Annotated in this window: 13 protein-coding genes and 1 tRNA gene; 8 read left to right on the top strand and 6 right to left on the bottom strand. The window is 38.1% G+C overall.

The window, feature by feature from the left end; genetic code table 11:
• Nucleotides 1–29: 29 nt before the first annotated feature.
• From CD112_RS08730 to gltB, 4 genes are all read right to left on the bottom strand, one after another.
• Complete coding sequence (locus tag CD112_RS08730) at nt 30–419, bottom strand: VOC family protein (RefSeq protein ID WP_061054935.1); 390 nt, start codon at nt 417–419, stop codon at nt 30–32.
• A 178-nt stretch (nt 420–597) separates the two neighbouring features.
• Nucleotides 598–690, bottom strand: a tRNA-Ser gene (locus CD112_RS08725).
• A gap of 135 nt (nt 691–825) precedes the next feature.
• Complete coding sequence (locus tag CD112_RS08720) at nt 826–2,298, bottom strand: glutamate synthase subunit beta (RefSeq protein ID WP_057510349.1); 1,473 nt, start codon at nt 2,296–2,298, stop codon at nt 826–828.
• Nucleotides 2,299–2,322: 24 nt separating this feature from the next.
• Complete coding sequence (gltB, locus tag CD112_RS08715; RefSeq protein ID WP_103364172.1) at nt 2,323–6,813, bottom strand: glutamate synthase large subunit; 4,491 nt, start codon at nt 6,811–6,813, stop codon at nt 2,323–2,325.
• A 147-nt stretch (nt 6,814–6,960) separates the two neighbouring features.
• On the opposite strand from gltB, the gene gltC reads away from it, so the two are divergent.
• The 6 genes from gltC to CD112_RS08685 all read left to right on the top strand — a co-directional run bounded on the left by gltC (nt 6,961) and on the right by CD112_RS08685 (nt 11,434).
• Nucleotides 6,961–7,845 (top strand): glutamate biosynthesis transcriptional regulator GltC, encoded by an 885-nt coding sequence (gene gltC, locus CD112_RS08710; protein ID WP_060804211.1) that lies wholly within the window; start codon nt 6,961–6,963, stop codon nt 7,843–7,845.
• A gap of 198 nt (nt 7,846–8,043) precedes the next feature.
• Nucleotides 8,044–8,439 carry a hypothetical protein gene (locus CD112_RS08705; RefSeq protein WP_002480385.1) on the top strand — a complete coding sequence of 132 codons (396 nt, stop codon included), beginning with the start codon at nt 8,044–8,046 and terminating at the stop codon, nt 8,437–8,439.
• Nucleotides 8,440–8,534: 95 nt separating this feature from the next.
• Nucleotides 8,535–9,647, top strand: a complete 1,113-nt coding sequence (locus CD112_RS08700; protein ID WP_061054938.1) for a YibE/F family protein — start codon at nt 8,535–8,537, stop codon at nt 9,645–9,647.
• Nucleotides 9,644–10,426 carry a YibE/F family protein gene (locus tag CD112_RS08695; RefSeq protein ID WP_002480383.1) on the top strand — a complete coding sequence of 261 codons (783 nt, stop codon included), beginning with the start codon at nt 9,644–9,646 and terminating at the stop codon, nt 10,424–10,426. Before CD112_RS08700 ends, CD112_RS08695 begins: the two co-directional genes overlap by 4 nt.
• An 80-nt stretch (nt 10,427–10,506) precedes the next feature.
• Nucleotides 10,507–10,779, top strand: a complete 273-nt coding sequence (locus CD112_RS08690) for a hypothetical protein (protein WP_002480382.1) — start codon at nt 10,507–10,509, stop codon at nt 10,777–10,779.
• A gap of 358 nt (nt 10,780–11,137) precedes the next feature.
• Nucleotides 11,138–11,434, top strand: coding sequence for a HesB/YadR/YfhF family protein (locus tag CD112_RS08685; protein ID WP_002480381.1), 297 nt, complete (start codon nt 11,138–11,140; stop codon nt 11,432–11,434).
• An 89-nt stretch (nt 11,435–11,523) separates the two neighbouring features.
• Here CD112_RS08685 and CD112_RS08680 read toward each other — a convergent pair whose 3' ends face one another.
• Nucleotides 11,524–12,531 carry a LysM peptidoglycan-binding domain-containing protein gene (locus CD112_RS08680; RefSeq protein ID WP_002480380.1) on the bottom strand — a complete coding sequence of 336 codons (1,008 nt, stop codon included), beginning with the start codon at nt 12,529–12,531 and terminating at the stop codon, nt 11,524–11,526.
• A 518-nt stretch (nt 12,532–13,049) separates the two neighbouring features.
• Between CD112_RS08680 and CD112_RS08675 the strand changes: the two genes are divergently transcribed.
• Nucleotides 13,050–15,527: a 5'-nucleotidase C-terminal domain-containing protein gene (locus CD112_RS08675; protein WP_103364171.1), complete on the top strand. Its 2,478-nt coding sequence runs from the start codon at nt 13,050–13,052 to the stop codon at nt 15,525–15,527.
• A gap of 90 nt (nt 15,528–15,617) precedes the next feature.
• Here CD112_RS08675 and CD112_RS08670 read toward each other — a convergent pair whose 3' ends face one another.
• Nucleotides 15,618–16,397 carry an arylamine N-acetyltransferase family protein gene (locus tag CD112_RS08670; RefSeq protein WP_057510341.1) on the bottom strand — a complete coding sequence of 260 codons (780 nt, stop codon included), beginning with the start codon at nt 16,395–16,397 and terminating at the stop codon, nt 15,618–15,620.
• Between the two features lie 106 nt (nt 16,398–16,503).
• On the opposite strand from CD112_RS08670, the gene merB reads away from it, so the two are divergent.
• Nucleotides 16,504–17,103 (top strand): organomercurial lyase, encoded by a 600-nt coding sequence (gene merB / locus CD112_RS08665; protein WP_103364170.1) that lies wholly within the window; start codon nt 16,504–16,506, stop codon nt 17,101–17,103.
• Nucleotides 17,104–17,166: the final 63 nt, after the last annotated feature.

The raw sequence follows: 17,166 nt of genomic DNA, 5'->3' as shown, positions 1-17,166 counted from the left end.
ATTACCGCTTCTTCGCTAAAACACCATCACTATGGACGCTCTATAATTTGAATTAAATTACCGCAAGTATCATCAAACACCGCAAACTTTACACCATTTCCCATATCCATAGGTGCCATGGTGAACCCTACACCTTGTTCTTTTAAATTTTGATAAGTTGCTTGTACATCCTCTACATCAAACATCGTGCAAGGAATCCCTTCTTGCTTCAGACCATCTTGATAAGCCTTTGCGACAGGATGTTGATTAGGTTCTAATAATAATTCAGTGCCTTCAGGATTCTCTGATGATACAACTGTCAGCCATCTGTATTCTCCCGCAGGTTCGTCTGCATGTTTTTGAAATCCTAATACTTCAGTATAAAATTTTAATGCATGGTCTTGATCTTCCACAAAAACACTTGAAACTTTAATTTCCATATGAGTGTACCTCCGTTGTTTCGTCACTCTTTCATTCCTTAATTTTGCACAATTTAAACCTATAGTTGAACCAAACCCTATAACGTTGAAGTTATAACAGAAACTAAAAAGGCAATCATTCAACGTAACAGTTGAGTGATTGCCTTTTTATATCTATTAGTCTTGGATTTAAAAATAATGGCGGAGGAAGAGGGATTCGACCCCCCGCGAGCCGTTAAGCCCCTGTCGGTTTTCAAGACCGATCCCTTCAGCCGGACTTGGGTATTCCTCCAAAATAAGCACAAGAACTATTATATGATATTTATAAAAAGAAGTCAACATTGCTTAAAAAATTAATGTTAAGTTTTGTGAGAATGACGCAAAATTAAAACACACAGCCATTTGATTATAGCTGTGTGTTGTATTATTAACTGAATACAGTTTGTTTTTGTAGATATTTGTGTACAGCTTTCGCAACACCGCGTCCTTCTTTAATCGCCCAAACGACTAAACTTTGACCACGTCTCGCGTCACCTGCCGCAAAGATATGCGGTTGACTTGTCGCATAATCTTTATCATTCGCAACGATACTGTTACGTTCTGTTTTTAAGTTAAAGTCATTCGGTACGGTATTTTCAGTACCGATAAAGCCAATTGCTAACAAGACTAAGTCAGCTGGCCAATGACGTAAAGTATCATTCATTTCTGTTGAACCATCTGGTAGTTGTCGCAATGTTTGTGTATACACACCACGTACATTACCAAGTTTATCAACGTCGTAACGCATAGAGTTTTCACCATATGCACGTGGTTCAAAACCGAATTTTTCTTCGTATTCACTATGCGCATAATCCATTTTAAAGACTGGCATAGACATCGGCCAATATGGATTACCTTCTATTTCATAACGCTCTGGTAATCTTGTGAACTGGTTGAACTGTACAATAGATTTACAGTTTTCACGTAAAGCTGTTGCGACACAGTCGGCACCTGTATCACCGGCACCGATTACAATCACATTTTTACCTTCTGCGCTGATTGTCGCATCTTCTGGTTTCAATTCACCATTTAAGATCTGTGTTTGTTCTGTTAAATAATCTAAGGCAAAATGGATACCTTGTCCCATACGGCCTTCAAGCGGTAAATCTCTCGCTTGATGTGATCCAGTACAAACGATAATCGCATCAAATTGTTCATCTAACGTTTCCCGGGAAATATCGACACCAACTTCAGTATCAGTGACAAATTTCACACCCGCTTCTTCCATCAAATGAACTCTGCGACGAACAACTGCTTTATCCAATTTCATATTTGGAATACCGTACATTAATAAGCCGCCTGGTTCATGTGCACGTTCATAAACTGTCACATCATACCCCTTCGCATTTAATTCATCCGCAGCTGTTAAACCAGCAGGTCCACTTCCGACAATCGCAACGGATTGTCCTAAGCGTTTCTCTGGTACGCGCGGTTGTACCCATCCATTTTCAAATGCTTCATCAATAATCGTTCTCTCAATCCCCTTGATTGCGATCGACTCTCGATTAATTTTCATCACACACGCTTGTTCACAAGGTGCTGGACAGACACGTCCTGTAAAGTCAGGGAAGTTATTAGTTTCAGAGAGACGTTCATAAGCCTCTCTGAAATCACCGTGATAAACTAAATCGTTCCATTCTGGAATATAGTTACCGATTGGACAACCGATTGTTTGTCGTCCTAAACTTTGACCTGTTTGACAAAACGGTGTACCACAATCCATACAACGCGCACCTTGACGCTGTGCATCTTCTTTAGTGAAACGCTGCTGGAATTGAAGATGGTTCGTTAAACGCTCTGCTAACGAAAGTTCCGGCAGTGCTTGTTTGTCATATTTCATAAAACCTTTGAATTCACCCATATCTAAACACTCCTTCTTATTTCGTTAATAAACAACTGAGAATGGTCCTTCTAAGTCTGTTGCTTTACGTGTATCGTAGAAGGCATTCAAAATTGCTGCTTTAGAATTGTCTGCTTTACGTTCTTGATCTTCAATTTTATGCATCATTAATTTGTAGTCTTTTGGAATAACTTTGACAACTTTTTGAGCCACATGATCAAAATCAGCTAATACTGCTTTGGCTTTTTTGCTGTCTGTGTATTGAACATGTTCTTCTAACATGTCTTTAATAATTGAAAATTCTTCTGGTTCAGTAATGGTATCGAAATCAAGTGTTGGCAATGCATTGTACGATTTGAAGTGTTCCACATCATCAGGGAAGATGTAAGCGACACCGCCACTCATACCTTGACCGAAGTTGTCTCCGACATTACCTAATACGATGACACGACCACCAGTCATATACTCTAAACCATGATTTCCGATACCTTCTACAACTGCATGAACACCACTGTTTCTGATACAGAAACGCTCACCGGCATAACCGTTAATAAAGGCTTTACCGCTTGTAGCGCCGTAGAAGCATACATTACCGACAATAATATTTTCTTCACGTTCTTCATTTGGCGCATTAATGATAATCTTACCTCCGGATAAACCTTTACCAACATAGTCATTGGCATCACCTGTATGATGAATTGTTAATCCTGAAGGTGTAAATGCACCGACACTTTGGCCTGCATGGCCTGTAGTTTCAACATAGATTGTATCTTCGGGTAAACCTTCCGCTCCATGTGCACGAGTAATCAAGCTGCCGGCAGTCACGCCTACATCACGTTGCTCATTGCACAACTTATATGTCCCTCTAAATGAAGTACCGTCTTGAATTGCTGCTTCAGCATCCGGAATCAATTCTGTTTGATCGAAACCTTTTTCTAAGTGATGCTGTTGCTCAATTTGTTTGAATGTCGGTCCTTCATTTTGATAAAGCAACGGTGCCACATCAAGTGAACGTGCTTTTTCATTAGCTACCGAATGATTTGCTTCTAATAAATCAGTTCGGCCAATCAATTCTTCAACAGAACGTAAACCAAGTTCAGCGAGTACTTCACGTAATTCTTGTGCAATAAAGTGCATAAAGTTAACAACGTGATGTGCACGACCGTTAAAGAGTTGACGTAAATCTTCGTTTTGTGTAGCCACGCCGACAGGACATGTATCTTTATGGCACACACGCATCATGACACAACCTAAAACAACTAACGGTGCTGTCGCAAAACCAAACTCTTCAGCACCCAATGCACAAGCATAAGCTACGTCATGTCCAGTTAATAACTTACCGTCTGTTTCTAAACGGATACGTGAACGTAAATCGTTCATCATTAATGTTTGATGCGTTTCTGCTAGACCGATTTCCCAAGGCAATCCAGCATGTTGAATACTTGTTTTAGGTGAAGCACCTGTACCGCCGTCATAACCGCTGATGACGATTTTGTCAGCAAAGGCTTTGGCAACACCTGCCGCAATTGTACCGACACCACTCTTAGATACTAATTTCACAGCGATATTCGCTTGAGGGTTCGCATTCTTCAAGTCATGAATCAATTGCGCTAAGTCTTCAATTGAGTAAATATCATGATGAGGTGGTGGTGAAATCAAGCCGATACCTGGCGTTGAACCACGTACTTCAGCAATCCAAGGATAAACTTTCGTACCTGGCAACTGTCCGCCTTCCCCTGGTTTAGCACCTTGTGCGACTTTAATTTGAATTTCAGTCGCATGTTGTAAATAATCACTTGTTACACCGAAACGACCTGATGCAACTTGTTTAATTGTACTTGTATAATCTTCACCTTCTGGACCTTTCACATAACGTTCAGGGTCCTCTCCACCTTCACCGCTGTTACTCTTACCGCCAATTAAGTTCATCGCTTCTGCTAAAGTTTTATGTGCTTCGGCAGAAATTGAACCATAACTCATAGCACCTGTATTGAATCGGTGCACAATATCTTCAATCGGTTCAACCGCATCAATGCTGATTGGTGTACGTGATTTGAATTTCATTAAATGACGAATACGATCAGTACGTTGATGATTCACTGTTTTTGAATACTCTTTGAACATGTCATAGTCATTTTCACGACATGCATGTTGCAGCAACCTAATGGTAGTTGGGTTGAAAGCGTGATATTGACCTTGTTGACGCCATTGGAACGTACTGCCTGATTCAAGATGTTCTTCTTTACGACCTTGACGTTTTTTATTTTCTTCATCAATCAAATCAATCGTTAAACCAGATAACTTAGATTGAGTACCTGTAAAGTATTTATCGATGACGTCATGTGATAAACCGACTGCTTCAAAGATTTGTGCACCTTGATAACTTTGAACCGTTGAAATACCCATTTTAGACATGACTTTTATAACCCCTTCAGCTAACACGTCTGTATAAGTTTTCACTTGTGCTTCAACAGGTCCGGATAATTCACCTTGTTCTACCAATGCCGCAATTGTTTCTTGTGCTAAATAAGGTACAACTGCGTTAGCACCATAACCTAATAAACAAGCGACATGGTGGACTTCGCGGATTTCTCCACCTTTCGCAACTAAACTTGTTTCTTGGCGTAAATCTTCAGTAATCAACGCCTGATGCAAGTAGCTGACTGCAAGTAAAATCGGAATCGCGTAGCCAGGTTCATCACGTAAACTGCTGTCATCTAAGACTAAAATGTCATAACCCGCTTTAACCGCTTCAACCGCTTTCTCTCTCAACACTTCTAGCGCATCTTCTAAGCTACCACTATATACTGTAGATAAATGTTTCGCACGGAATGGTCCGTTCTCTGCTACTTTTAATTGCGCTTCTGTTAAAACAGGATGTTTCAATTGAAGACGATTCAACGCATCTGTATCAGGTACAAGCAAGTTACCTTCTTTACCCAAGTATGACAATTCACTTGTTACGATTTTTTCACGATACGCATCAATTGGCGGATTCGTAACTTGTGCGAATAATTGTTTGAAGTAATTGAATAACGATTCAGGACGTTCATTCAATACCGCAAGTGGAGCATCATAACCCATCGCACCGATTGGATCTTTCTTACCATGTACTAATTCAGACATATATTTATGAATTTCTTCACGTGTATAACCGAATTGTTTTTGTAAACGTTCAACCGTTTCAAAATCCCAACCTTTTGATTCAAACGGCACTTCCAAATCTAAATCGACTTTATGTTTTTTCAACCATGTTTCATAAGGCAACTCGCTTGCGATTTCTGCTTTCAACATATGGTTATGTACCACTTCGTGTTTATCAAAATCAACTAGTAATAAACGACCTGGATTCAAGCGACCTTTAAATGCAACATCTTCTTCCTCTACATCGATTACACCGACTTCAGAAGAGAAGATAATATAGTTGTCTTTCGTAACTGTATAACGACCTGGACGTAAACCGTTACGGTCAGTCAAAGCACCGATTTTGTCACCATTACAGAAAGCAATCATCGTTGGGCCATCCCATGGTTCCATCATATAACTGTAGTACTCATAAAAAGCACGGACAGCACTTTGGTTAGCTTTGCTGTATTGCCATGGTTCAGGCACTAATAACATCGCAGCTTTCTCAGGTTCCATCGCAAGCGATAAAAACTCAAGCGCATTGTCGACAATTGCAGAGTCACTGCCGTCTACATCTAATACAGCATGTACTTTTGGTCGATCATTTTCATCAAAAATGGTTTCAACTAAACGTTTCTGACGTGCACGCATCCAGTTGACATTGCCTCGAATCGTATTGATTTCACCATTATGCATCAACAAACGGTTAGGATGGGCACGTTTCCAACTAGGAAATGTATTCGTACTGAAACGAGAGTGTACTAAACCTAATTTAGATTCATAATCAGGATGATTTAAATCTTCATATAATCCTTTAATTTGGTCAGAACGTAACCAACCTTTATATACAATTGTTTTCGGAGATAAACTTGTGAAGTATAGTTCCAACTCTTGTTCATCACCGTAAAATTCAATTTGTTTACGTGCGAGATATAAGCGTTTCGCCGCATCTGCACTATGATTTAAATCGATAAAGACCTGTTGAATGACCGGCATTGTTTCAGCAACATGCGGTGCAACAGCTGAAACATCCACAGGCACATCGCGATACCCGATCACGCGAAGACCTTCAGTTTCAAAATAGGCTTTAAAGATTGTTTCGTGTCTTGAACCTGCAATGCGTTCATTAGCAAAAAAGAAACCGACAGCGTAGTTACCTTCTTCAGGCAAGTCTAAGTCTGTCTGTTCTTTGAAAAATTTAAATGGAATTTCAGTCATAATTCCTGCTCCATCACCAGTCATCCCGTCAGCACCGATTCCCCCACGGTGATCCAAACGGCGCAGCATTTCTAGTGACTTAATGACAATATCATGCGATCGTAAATTGTCCATGTTTGCATAAAATCCTATGCCGCAAGCATCATGTTCGTTTCTTGCATCGTACAAACCTTGATTCTGCTCATTTACCATGCTTGCTCCTCCTTTAAATATGAGTTGTATGAATTTTCAGATTATTATCGATAACTATTATAATATAGGAGGGTATTCTTCTGTTCAATTCAAAAATTAGATGATATCATTCTAATAATTAGAACAATAAGTGTGGTGCAGAAAATCATGGAATTTAAACAACTTAAATACTTCATTGAAGTTGCTAAAAGAGAACATTTATCTGAAGCTGCTTTAGAACTGAACATTGCGCAATCAGCCATCAGTCGCCAAATTTCACAATTAGAAGAAGAGTTAAATACAAAACTATTCAGAAGAGAAGGCCGAAATATTTATTTAACCGAAGCTGGTCAACGCTTTATGACCCAAGCAACGAAAATTGTCGAACAAACTGAACAAACTTTAAATATGTTTCGACACGAACAAGAAGCTGAAGCTAAACGTATTAAAATCGGTTATGTCGAAAGCTATGTCTCACAACTCTTAACATTACTCATACAAAAATTTGAAAAAGAACATACAACAACACTCCTCCCTATGAGGCAATCAAATGAAACATTATTAAAATCAACTCTGAATCGTGATTTAGATGTAGCATTTGTTGATTTAACTTCTTCATTAAAGAAATATAATGAAATTGAAATCATACCGTTATTCGAAGATAACTATCAATTATATGTGCCAAAACAAGATCCATTAACTGCGACAGTCAATCCGCCTTTAAAACAACTGAATACACAACCGATATTTTTAATGACAGATTTACCTCAGCAACTGATACATCTTCTTGAAAACACAGCGAAATGTACTACATATCGTATTTCAACTGAACGTTTAGCAAACTATTTATTGAGACATAATCGCGGTTATGTCATTACACCACAATATATTGCTTTACCAGAAAGCGAACAGTTTGTACGTTTAAGCCTAGCGCACACAGAACTCAAACGAACGTTATGCGTAATCGTCAGAAAAGATAATCATAAACCAGAACTGACTGCTTTACTCAAAGAAATTACTACCCTGCTTTCTCATACTTCGGTTTATCATTAAAATGAACAATAATATTCTGTTCTTATTAAAACCTCTACGACATGTCGATATAATTCGGCGCACCGTAGAGGTTTCTTTGTTTGTTAATTTTGACTCTTAAATCATTTGAATTTCTATTAAACAAACGCTTCCAAAAATGACTACTTTATTATAGATTTAAAGTTATAATACAAATAAAAGATAGAAAGGAACTTTTCAATGCGTTACAAACTTAAAGAAAAAGATTTATTAGAATGTTTGAAACTTCATCATCCAGAACATGAATTTAAAGAGGGACGCTTACTCGTCGGTCAAAACAAACGTAACAATTTAGAAATTTATTATTTAGGAGAAGAAGATTTTTTCGCAGTGGTGACGGTTGATTTCTTCACTTTTGATTTCCTTGAAATAGCACTCGTAGACAAGACAAGCATTGATGAAATTTATTTGAAAGATGGTTTGCTGTATAGAAAAATGTTTGTGAAGGTCGGCGATGAAATCGTGAAATATAGTACATCTCGAATGTTGCTCACGGACTTCCAACAAGCACATTATAATAAGTTCATTGACGGACAAAAAGAACGTGTTATTTATAAAGATGGAAAGTTTTTGTAAAAATAATATATTTGAAATCATTGGCATTCTGCTTCCATTAAGCTTATAATCACGTTGTTAATATTTGATTGAGAATCTTAGAAAGGGTGACGATTATGTCATTCAAACAAAGACTGCATCAGCCGTTTTCTTGGGTGTTGATCAGCTTTGCGGTTATTTTTATCGCAAGTCTGCTATTCACATTATTTAATGCCCGTTTTTACCACATGCCTATTGGTGAAATTACAAAAATTCATCACCAAAAGTCGGTTGATGTAACGGATGAACATCATAATCAAGATACAAAATATACGGAACAGCTTAACTTCAAAGTATTAAATGGAAAGTTCGAAGGTCAAACCGGAACCATTAAGCACACTTATTATCAATCACAAGTGGACTCTGAAAAGTTTCATGTGCATAATAAGGTGCTGTTACATATTAATAAGCATCCGAATGATGCGACGATTATAGAAAAGAAACGCGATACATTAGTGGTAGCCATCACTGGTATCTTCTTACTGATAGTATTATGGGTTGGCCGCAAAGTCGGCATACAATCAATTTTATCGCTGATTATTAATAGTGGCGCTATCTTAGGTGCCATTGCGATTCACAATGCGGTACCCTCAGTCAGTCTCTTTTGGTTAATGAGTTTGGCAGTGATACTAGCAACTGTCATTACATTACTGTTAGTCACAGGTTGGCATTGGCGGACACTCATTACCGTTATCAGCACTCTATTCGGCACCTTTATTTGTGTCGGTATTGCAGAGTTGGTGATTCAAGCTACAGGCGGTTCTGGTATTAAATATGAAACGATGGATTTACTGACATTACCGCCTAAAGAAGTCTTTATGGCTTCAGTAATTGTCGGTACATTAGGCGCTGTGATGGATGTAGCAATTACTATCGCAAGCGGTATGTATGAAATCAAAGAACGTACACCTGCGATTGATTTAAAAAGATGGGCACTAGCCGGCCGACATATCGGCCAAGATATTATGGGTACGATGACTAACATCTTACTCTTCTCTTATTTAGCAGGCAGCTTGCCGATAATGTTGATCTATTTAAGAAACGCCAATACGATTACCTACACTATTTCTATGAATTGGTCATTAGAAATTGCACGTGCGCTCATTGGCGGAATTGGTATTGTGTTAACGATACCTGTCACGATTTTATTAATGGAACTCTGGGTGAAAGTAAGGGGTGAGCAAACATGAATGCGGTAGTTATTTTAGCCTTAATTCTTTTGATTTTAATGATCATCTTCGGTGGTAAAAAAGGCGCCATTTCTTACGCCATGTTATTTCTGAACTTTGTCTGTGTATTGCTTGCTTTGATTGCGATTGTATTGCAGTTACCCATTCCGATTATCGCTTTAATCTTCTGCATAGTAGTCGCAAGTTTGAACTTATTTGGTTTAAATGGCAATAATGTTAAAACACAAGCTGCCTTTTATAGTACTTGTATTACGACACTTGTTTTATTAAGCGCAATATATCTAGCCGTGGCATTCGGTCATTTACAAGGGTTTGCGGCCGAACAACAAGACGAAACCTACGTTTACTCTATGAATATCGGTATTAACATGGTTCAGTTTATGGTCTTCACCACCTTGCTTGCGGTCATTGCGGCAGTGGTAGACCTTGCCATAACAATCAGTTCACCAATGTATGAATTAAGCGAAACGAACCCTGAATTAAATCGACGAGAATTGTTTAAGTCAGGCATGCGTATAGGCAGAGAAATTTTAGCTACTTCCGCAAATACCATTTACTTAGCATACTTTGGTGGCCAATTAACGTTATTCTTTTGGTTCTTTAAATTGAATTACTCTTTCGGCCATATCATTAACTCTAAAATATTCGCACAAGAATTTGTTTCTATCCTATTTGGAGGCATCGCGGTTGCGATGAGTATACCGATTACCGCCTGGATAACTGCTTGGCTAATCAAACGTCAAACAAAAGCTAAAGTCGTTCAGACTACACAAAACTAAGGTGAGTCAATCTATCGTCATACATTTTGCACAATGTTATAATGTGTAGGTATCTAATCAGGATAGGAGGTTTATTTTTCATGGCAAAACAACCTAAATCAAAATTACGTCGTTTATCTAATACGTTAAATATTGTCGGTTATGGTATTGAAGCTTATAATGCTTATGCCTATGATTCTAAAAATCGTAAATTATCAAGCATCGGTTTAGCGATTAACGTCACAGGAGGCATTCTTGATTTCTATACAGCATTAAAATCAGGACGCTTCCTTACAAAAGTATTCTCATTCGCTAACTTAGCAACAGTCGTTGTCACTTCTTATAACCGCTTCAAATCATTAAAATCAAAATAAATTTAAAATGAAGGCTCTATTTTATGTCACTTGGATATAAAATAGAGCCTTCATTTTTTCGATGATACAACTTATTCCATTTATTCTATTTGAAGTTCCACTGAATTAAATCGCTGTCTTTGGTAGTTATGACAACCTATTCATCCAACTTAACACACAAAGTTTCACTTTCATTCAACTAATTTGTCCAATCTATTACAACTGATTATCAATTCATTTTTTAATAGCTTTAAATACAGATTGTGCAAGACTTTTCTTCAAAAGACTGCTATAATCGGTGGTAAATAGAGATATATTTCAATAGTACTTCTGCCTATCGACACAGTTTAGTATGCAGCAACACCTAGGAGGTAACAACATGAAACTTCAAATCACTGACGAAGCATTGAAATGGTTTAGAAACGAATTAGACTTAGAGCCAGGAGATAAGGTCAACTTCTACGTACAAGCTTATGTACACACTGGTTTACATGAACATTTTACAACTGCATTCAAGATTGAACCGCATGACAAAAACGCATCTGTATCAGTTACAGTCGACCGCATCACATTCTATATCAACGATTCTGATGAATGGTTCTTCAAAGGGCTAGACTTATTAGTAGATTACAACTCTGAAACAGATGAAATTGAATACAAAAGCACAAAACTATAAAATAACGAGAGGTATTGGTATAACCAGTTCCTCTCGTTTTTCATATTAAAAACCCAGAGGCCTATCCACCTCTGGGTTTAACATCCAAATTAATGAATGAAATTATAATAGCCGACTTGGCTTGCTGGAATTGTACGGTAAGTTGTGTAACCTGGGTTGCCTGTAAAGTTCATTTCAGACACCAATACACTGCCGTCACCATTAATACGTTCTACGAAAGCAACATGGCCGAAGTAACCTGCATCTGATTGTAAGATTGATCCTACTGTCGGGTTACGGTCTACTGTGTAACCATCTGCACGTGCTGCATTGTCCCAATTGTATGCATGCCACCAGTAAGTACTGATTGGTTTGCCGATTTGAGCACGACGGTTAAACGTATGCCATGTACATTGACCCCAGTCGTATAAATTAGAGTGATTGAAAACTGGTGAATAGTATCCACCTGTTGATGTTGATACACCTGGTGATGGCGAATTTGTATTCGCTGCAGTTGTACCTGTCACTTTTAATTTTTGACCTGGATAAATAAAGAAGTTATTCAAACCATTTAAACTCATAATGTTTTGGTAAGTTGTACCGTATTTAGATGCGATCAATGATAATGAATCACCTGGTTGCACTGTATATACTGAACCACCTGAAACACGTGTCGTATTAGAAGTTGTCGTACTGTTAGATGCTGTACCTGACACCTTCAATACTTGTCCTGGATGAATTAAGAAACCGTTTAAACCATTTAATCGCATAATATTTTGGTAAGTTGTACCGTATTTAGACGCGATTAATGACAATGAATCACCCGGTTGTACTGTATAAGTTGAACCACCTGAAACTGATGATCCACCTGAAGTACGTTGACTGCTTGTATTAGCAGAACCAGCTACTTTTAAGACCTGGTTCGGGAAGATTAAGTTTGAACTTAAGTTGTTTAATGATTTAATGTTCGCAATTGACGTATTATGACGTTGAGCAATTGACCATAAAGAGTCACCAGCTTGGACTCTATAAGTCGTAGCTGCATCTGCAGCTCCAGCTGTTGCGATAGCGGAAACCGCACTTGTTCCTACAACAGCAGCAATAATTTTCTTTTGCAATGGAAATGCCTCCTGACAATAGTATATTCTCTCTTTCAGTCTTGAATCTTCTGTTCTGCCCCAACAGAAGTTCAATAACCGTTTTCTCTCTTTTCCACCTATACACTTAATTATTATACACATCATTGAGCAAGGCTATATTATTATTAGATGACATTTGTATTACAAAAGATTCTTTTAACTTTTTTAAATAGTAATGTAAGCGCTTAACTTATTGATATAATAGCTTTGTGTAGACCTAATAATCCTGAATCTCATACTATTCGTATCTCTTCTATTTAATACATTTTTGAAAGATTACAGCCTCATAACGTATTCAAAAACCTACTTTTCAAGAAGACTTTCTATCCTTTATTATCCAATACAAAGCTTCATCATATTAATCACACAATTTGATTAAATAATTTACAAAATTAACAAAAAGACAATACCCCTCTACAACTTTCATTGATAAGATAGTGTTGTATGCATGACATGCATATATAACTTCATACGAGATATAGAAAAGGAGGCTCCTCATGCACAAGCTACTTATCAGAACCTGCTTCTTAGTTGCGATGTTGTTCATGGTATTCAGTTTCACAAGTTTCGCGGCAGAAACAACGCAACCTGAAACTAATACAACAGATGTAAAAGTCGAACAGCCGGCACCGACACCTGCATCTGACACAACAACGCAATCAACACAAGCAACACCTGAACCTGTTCAACCATCAGCTTCACCAGAACAACCTGCAGAAGATGTTGCGTCAAAGACTGATTCAAATGAACCGGCAGTGACAACAGAACAGGCACCTACAGATAAAACAACACCACCGGCAACACAAACACAGACGGTTGAACCTAAAACAGAAGCAACTGTTCAATCAAATGAATCAGCGCAAAAGACAGCACCTTCAACTGAAGCTACTCCAGATACAACACCAGCTGTATCTGAACCTAAAGCAGCTGAACCGACACCTACAACGACACAACACACGAAAATTCTTCACACGAACGATATGCATGGACGTATCTTAGAAGAAGACGGACGTGTCATCGGGATGGCTAAATTAAAAACAGTCAAACAACAAGAAAATCCTGATTTAATGTTAGATTCTGGTGATGCTTTCCAAGGATTACCAATTTCAAACAATACGAAAGGTGCAGACATGGCAAATGCTATGAACGAAGTAGGTTACGACGCAATGGCAGTCGGTAACCATGAATTTGACTTCGGTGTTGAACAAGCACAAAAGTACAAAGAACAATTAAACTTCCCTATTCTTTCCGCAAATACATATAAAGATGGGAAGCTTATGTTTGACCCTTACACAATCGTGAACAAAAATGGGATTAACTACGGCATTATCGGTGTGACGACACCAGAAACAGCTGTAAAAACACACCCAGATAACATTAAAGGTGTCACATTTACAGAACCGATTCCTGCTGTCCAAAACATCATGAATCAAATTAAAGCTCAAACAGATATCTTTGTTATTTTATCCCACCTAGGCATTGATCCTTCGACTAAAGCAGAGTGGCGCGGAGATACACTTGCGGATACACTCGCACGTGACCGTCGTTTCTATGACAACGAAATCATCGTATTAGACGGCCATTCTCACTCAGTTATTGAAAATGGCAAAATTAATCGTAATACTTTACTAGCACAAACAGGAACAGCACTCGCTAATATCGGTAAAGTTGAATTCGATTATCAAAATGGGACTATCTCTAACTTGAATGCTTCATTAATCAACGTTAAAGATACAGCAGATGTTACACCAGACCCTGTTTTACAACAACAACTTGATGAAGCTAAAGCGAAATTCGAAGCTCAAGTTTCAGAAGTAATCATTCCTAATAATACAATTCAATTCCAAGGTGAACGTGATGACGTGCGCAGACACGAAACAAACTTAGGTAACGCAATTGCGGACAGTATGGAAGCATACAGCCAAAACGGCTTTTCCCATCCTGCTGATTTCGCAGTCACAAATGGAGGCGGAATCCGTGCTTCTATCGACAAAAACCAAGATGTTACACTAGGCGATATCATTACTGTCTTACCTTTCGGCAACACGATTTCACAAATCCAAGTCAAAGGGACAGATGTCGCAAAAATGTTTGAACATAGTTTAAGCGCACCTGTTGAAAATGGACAATTAGGCGCTAACGGCGCGTTCTTGCATATTTCTAAATCAATTCGTGTTTATTACGATATTAATAAAGCGCCCGGCGAACGCGTGTTAAAAATCGAAGTATTAAACAAACAGACACAACAATTTGAAGCGTTAGATCCTAACCGTACTTACTACATGACTACAAATGACTTTACCGCTTCAGGCGGCGACGGTTACGACATGTTAGGTGGTTTACGTGAAGAAGGCGGCTCTTTAGATAAAGTCTTCTCAGATTACTTAAGAGAAGCAGACTTATCACAATACGACACTGACAAAATCAGCCGTATTATCAACGGTCAACCACCTGTGGCACAAACAGAGGAACAAGCAGATACAGAAACACAACCAGCAACTGGCGATACTGCACAACCAGCATCAAATACAACAACACCAGCAGTACCGACACAACCAGCATTACAACCTGTCGCAAGCACACAAACAACGCAATCAACAGCTTCAACTTCAAATGTAATTCCGTTCCCTGCAGCTACAACAACAGCACAAGCAGGTACATCACAAGTTAATGCGTCACAAAACAGCGCATCAATGACAGCACATCAAACAACTACAGCACAGGTTAACTCAGCTGTGACAAACCTAGAGACAATTCAGTCTCATCTAACAACAAAAACTTCAAATGTTTACCCATTGCATGCCAACCATGCACAACAACAAGCTAAAACAGCTTCAACTACGAAAAATGACTCAAACACTGAACAGACTTTACCGGATACAGGAAGCAATGATCTTCCAGTATGGCCAATCGGTTTAGTACTGACAGGTTTAGGTGTGGCATATATCTCACGCAAACGAGATCATGCGGCATAAAAAACACAGCACAACTTCTGATTTTTCAGAGGTTGTGCTGTTTCTTTTTCTCACTTATGATTTTACTGTTTTCATCTCATAACTGTATGACTATTCAAATGTCTGAATCGTCATTTCAGGAATTCCAAAGTACTTCTCTAAGAATGCTTGATAATTATCAGGCGTTGTATCTTGAACAGTCTTCTCACCATTGACCAATAATGTTAAATGATTTTCAGTCAACGTATTACGTCCGACTTCGGTTGCTATTGTGATCAATAAACCTTGCACAAAGATAGAATCTGGACTGGATTGGTTAAATTCAATGCCATCTTTAAAATCATCTAATTGTTTCGGCTCATTTAATACACGATAACTAGTCTGCCATTGATGATTATCATTAGACCATTTTTCAATATCATAATGTGTCTCATCGACGTGATGCACACGATAACTGCCTGTCACGTCCTGCATACTCGTTTCATCCATCGGCAACGCAAACTTCGGCATATCTCCAAAACCGACATCTACAACATACGGTACACCTTCAATTACGACTTGAAGAGACATATGCGAACCTTCACGCGCCCACCCTTTTGGACTTAACACAGTTGCAGATAATGCCTTCACTTCAAAACCTTTATATTCCAGATAATGTTTAAAGAAATAATTCATTTCATAACAAAAGCCTCCACGTTGTTCATCAACAACTTTATGCATCATCGCTTCATCTGTTAACGCAAGCGGCCAGCCATTTTGTACATTGATATTCTCAAAGGGTACATGCAGCGCATATTGTCTGATATAGGCATTTAATGTTTCTAAACTTGTATCATGGTATTGATCAGTATCTATTTCTAAATATTGTTCTAATCTTGTAAAATCCACCATACTTTATCTTCCCTTTCTATATATTTTGTTTTATTTGTTTAATATGTTTAATAGGCGTAGAATTAAATCGAAATGATTACGATTAAAGAGAAAGGAGTCATTTTAGATGCATTACTTTAATTTTGATGCGTTACTTACACCGCATGAACATCAACAAAGACAATCTTTAATTCGAGAGATTGTTAAACAACCGACTACTCCCCCTGCATTTACAGACGCTTATCAAACATTACTTGATAAACATGTGATTGTTGTACAAGACCACCTTATCACTTGTCTCTATCCTTTTGCGACACATCCAACTTCATTTAAAGTTCAGCTTTCAAATCATACCACTGTCTATGCGATGTGTGCGATTGATGCATTAGGCATTCATTATGCCTTGAATGAACCGATTCATATAGAAGCACAATGCGCAGAAACGAAAGAACCGATTCAAATCTCACTTAAAAACGGTCAACTTAACACTGAGAATCCAGCTATCTATGTATTATTTAAAAATTTATGTTCAGAAACACAGTGTGCAGTCAGTTGTTGTCCTGAAATTCAATTTTTCATCAATAAAAACGCATTAGATCAATACTATCACACACATATCAATCAAAATATTGCGGTCGAAAATCATACAACTTATCACGCTTTACCACTTACTGAAGCCGATACGGTTTCTAAAGAGATTTTCGAAATTCGCGAAATCAATGAATAGCAAATTGCTTAAATAATAAAGGTGCCTCTCCGACTTGGAAGGCACCTTTATCTATACATCTTT

The organism is Staphylococcus simulans (assembly GCF_002902285.1).
GTDB lineage: Bacteria > Bacillota > Bacilli > Staphylococcales > Staphylococcaceae > Staphylococcus > Staphylococcus simulans.
This window is presented reverse-complemented; position numbering and strand designations above follow the sequence as displayed.

Bases quoted from the DNA above. Each gene is read 5' to 3' on its own strand.
- CD112_RS08695 (WP_002480383.1), top strand. From the start codon at position 9,644: ATGAATGCGGTAGTTATTTTAGCCTTAATTCTTTTGATTTTAATGATC.
- CD112_RS08700 (WP_061054938.1), top strand. From the start codon at position 8,535: ATGTCATTCAAACAAAGACTGCATCAGCCGTTTTCTTGGGTGTTGATC.
- CD112_RS08685 (WP_002480381.1), top strand. From the start codon at position 11,138: ATGAAACTTCAAATCACTGACGAAGCATTGAAATGGTTTAGAAACGAA.
- CD112_RS08670 (WP_057510341.1), bottom strand. From the start codon at position 16,397: ATGGTGGATTTTACAAGATTAGAACAATATTTAGAAATAGATACTGAT.
- CD112_RS08720 (WP_057510349.1), bottom strand. From the start codon at position 2,298: ATGGGTGAATTCAAAGGTTTTATGAAATATGACAAACAAGCACTGCCG.
- CD112_RS08730 (WP_061054935.1), bottom strand. From the start codon at position 419: ATGGAAATTAAAGTTTCAAGTGTTTTTGTGGAAGATCAAGACCATGCA.
- gltC (WP_060804211.1), top strand. From the start codon at position 6,961: ATGGAATTTAAACAACTTAAATACTTCATTGAAGTTGCTAAAAGAGAA.
- CD112_RS08705 (WP_002480385.1), top strand. From the start codon at position 8,044: ATGCGTTACAAACTTAAAGAAAAAGATTTATTAGAATGTTTGAAACTT.
- gltB (WP_103364172.1), bottom strand. From the start codon at position 6,813: ATGGTAAATGAGCAGAATCAAGGTTTGTACGATGCAAGAAACGAACAT.
- CD112_RS08690 (WP_002480382.1), top strand. From the start codon at position 10,507: ATGGCAAAACAACCTAAATCAAAATTACGTCGTTTATCTAATACGTTA.
- merB (WP_103364170.1), top strand. From the start codon at position 16,504: ATGCATTACTTTAATTTTGATGCGTTACTTACACCGCATGAACATCAA.
- CD112_RS08675 (WP_103364171.1), top strand. From the start codon at position 13,050: ATGCACAAGCTACTTATCAGAACCTGCTTCTTAGTTGCGATGTTGTTC.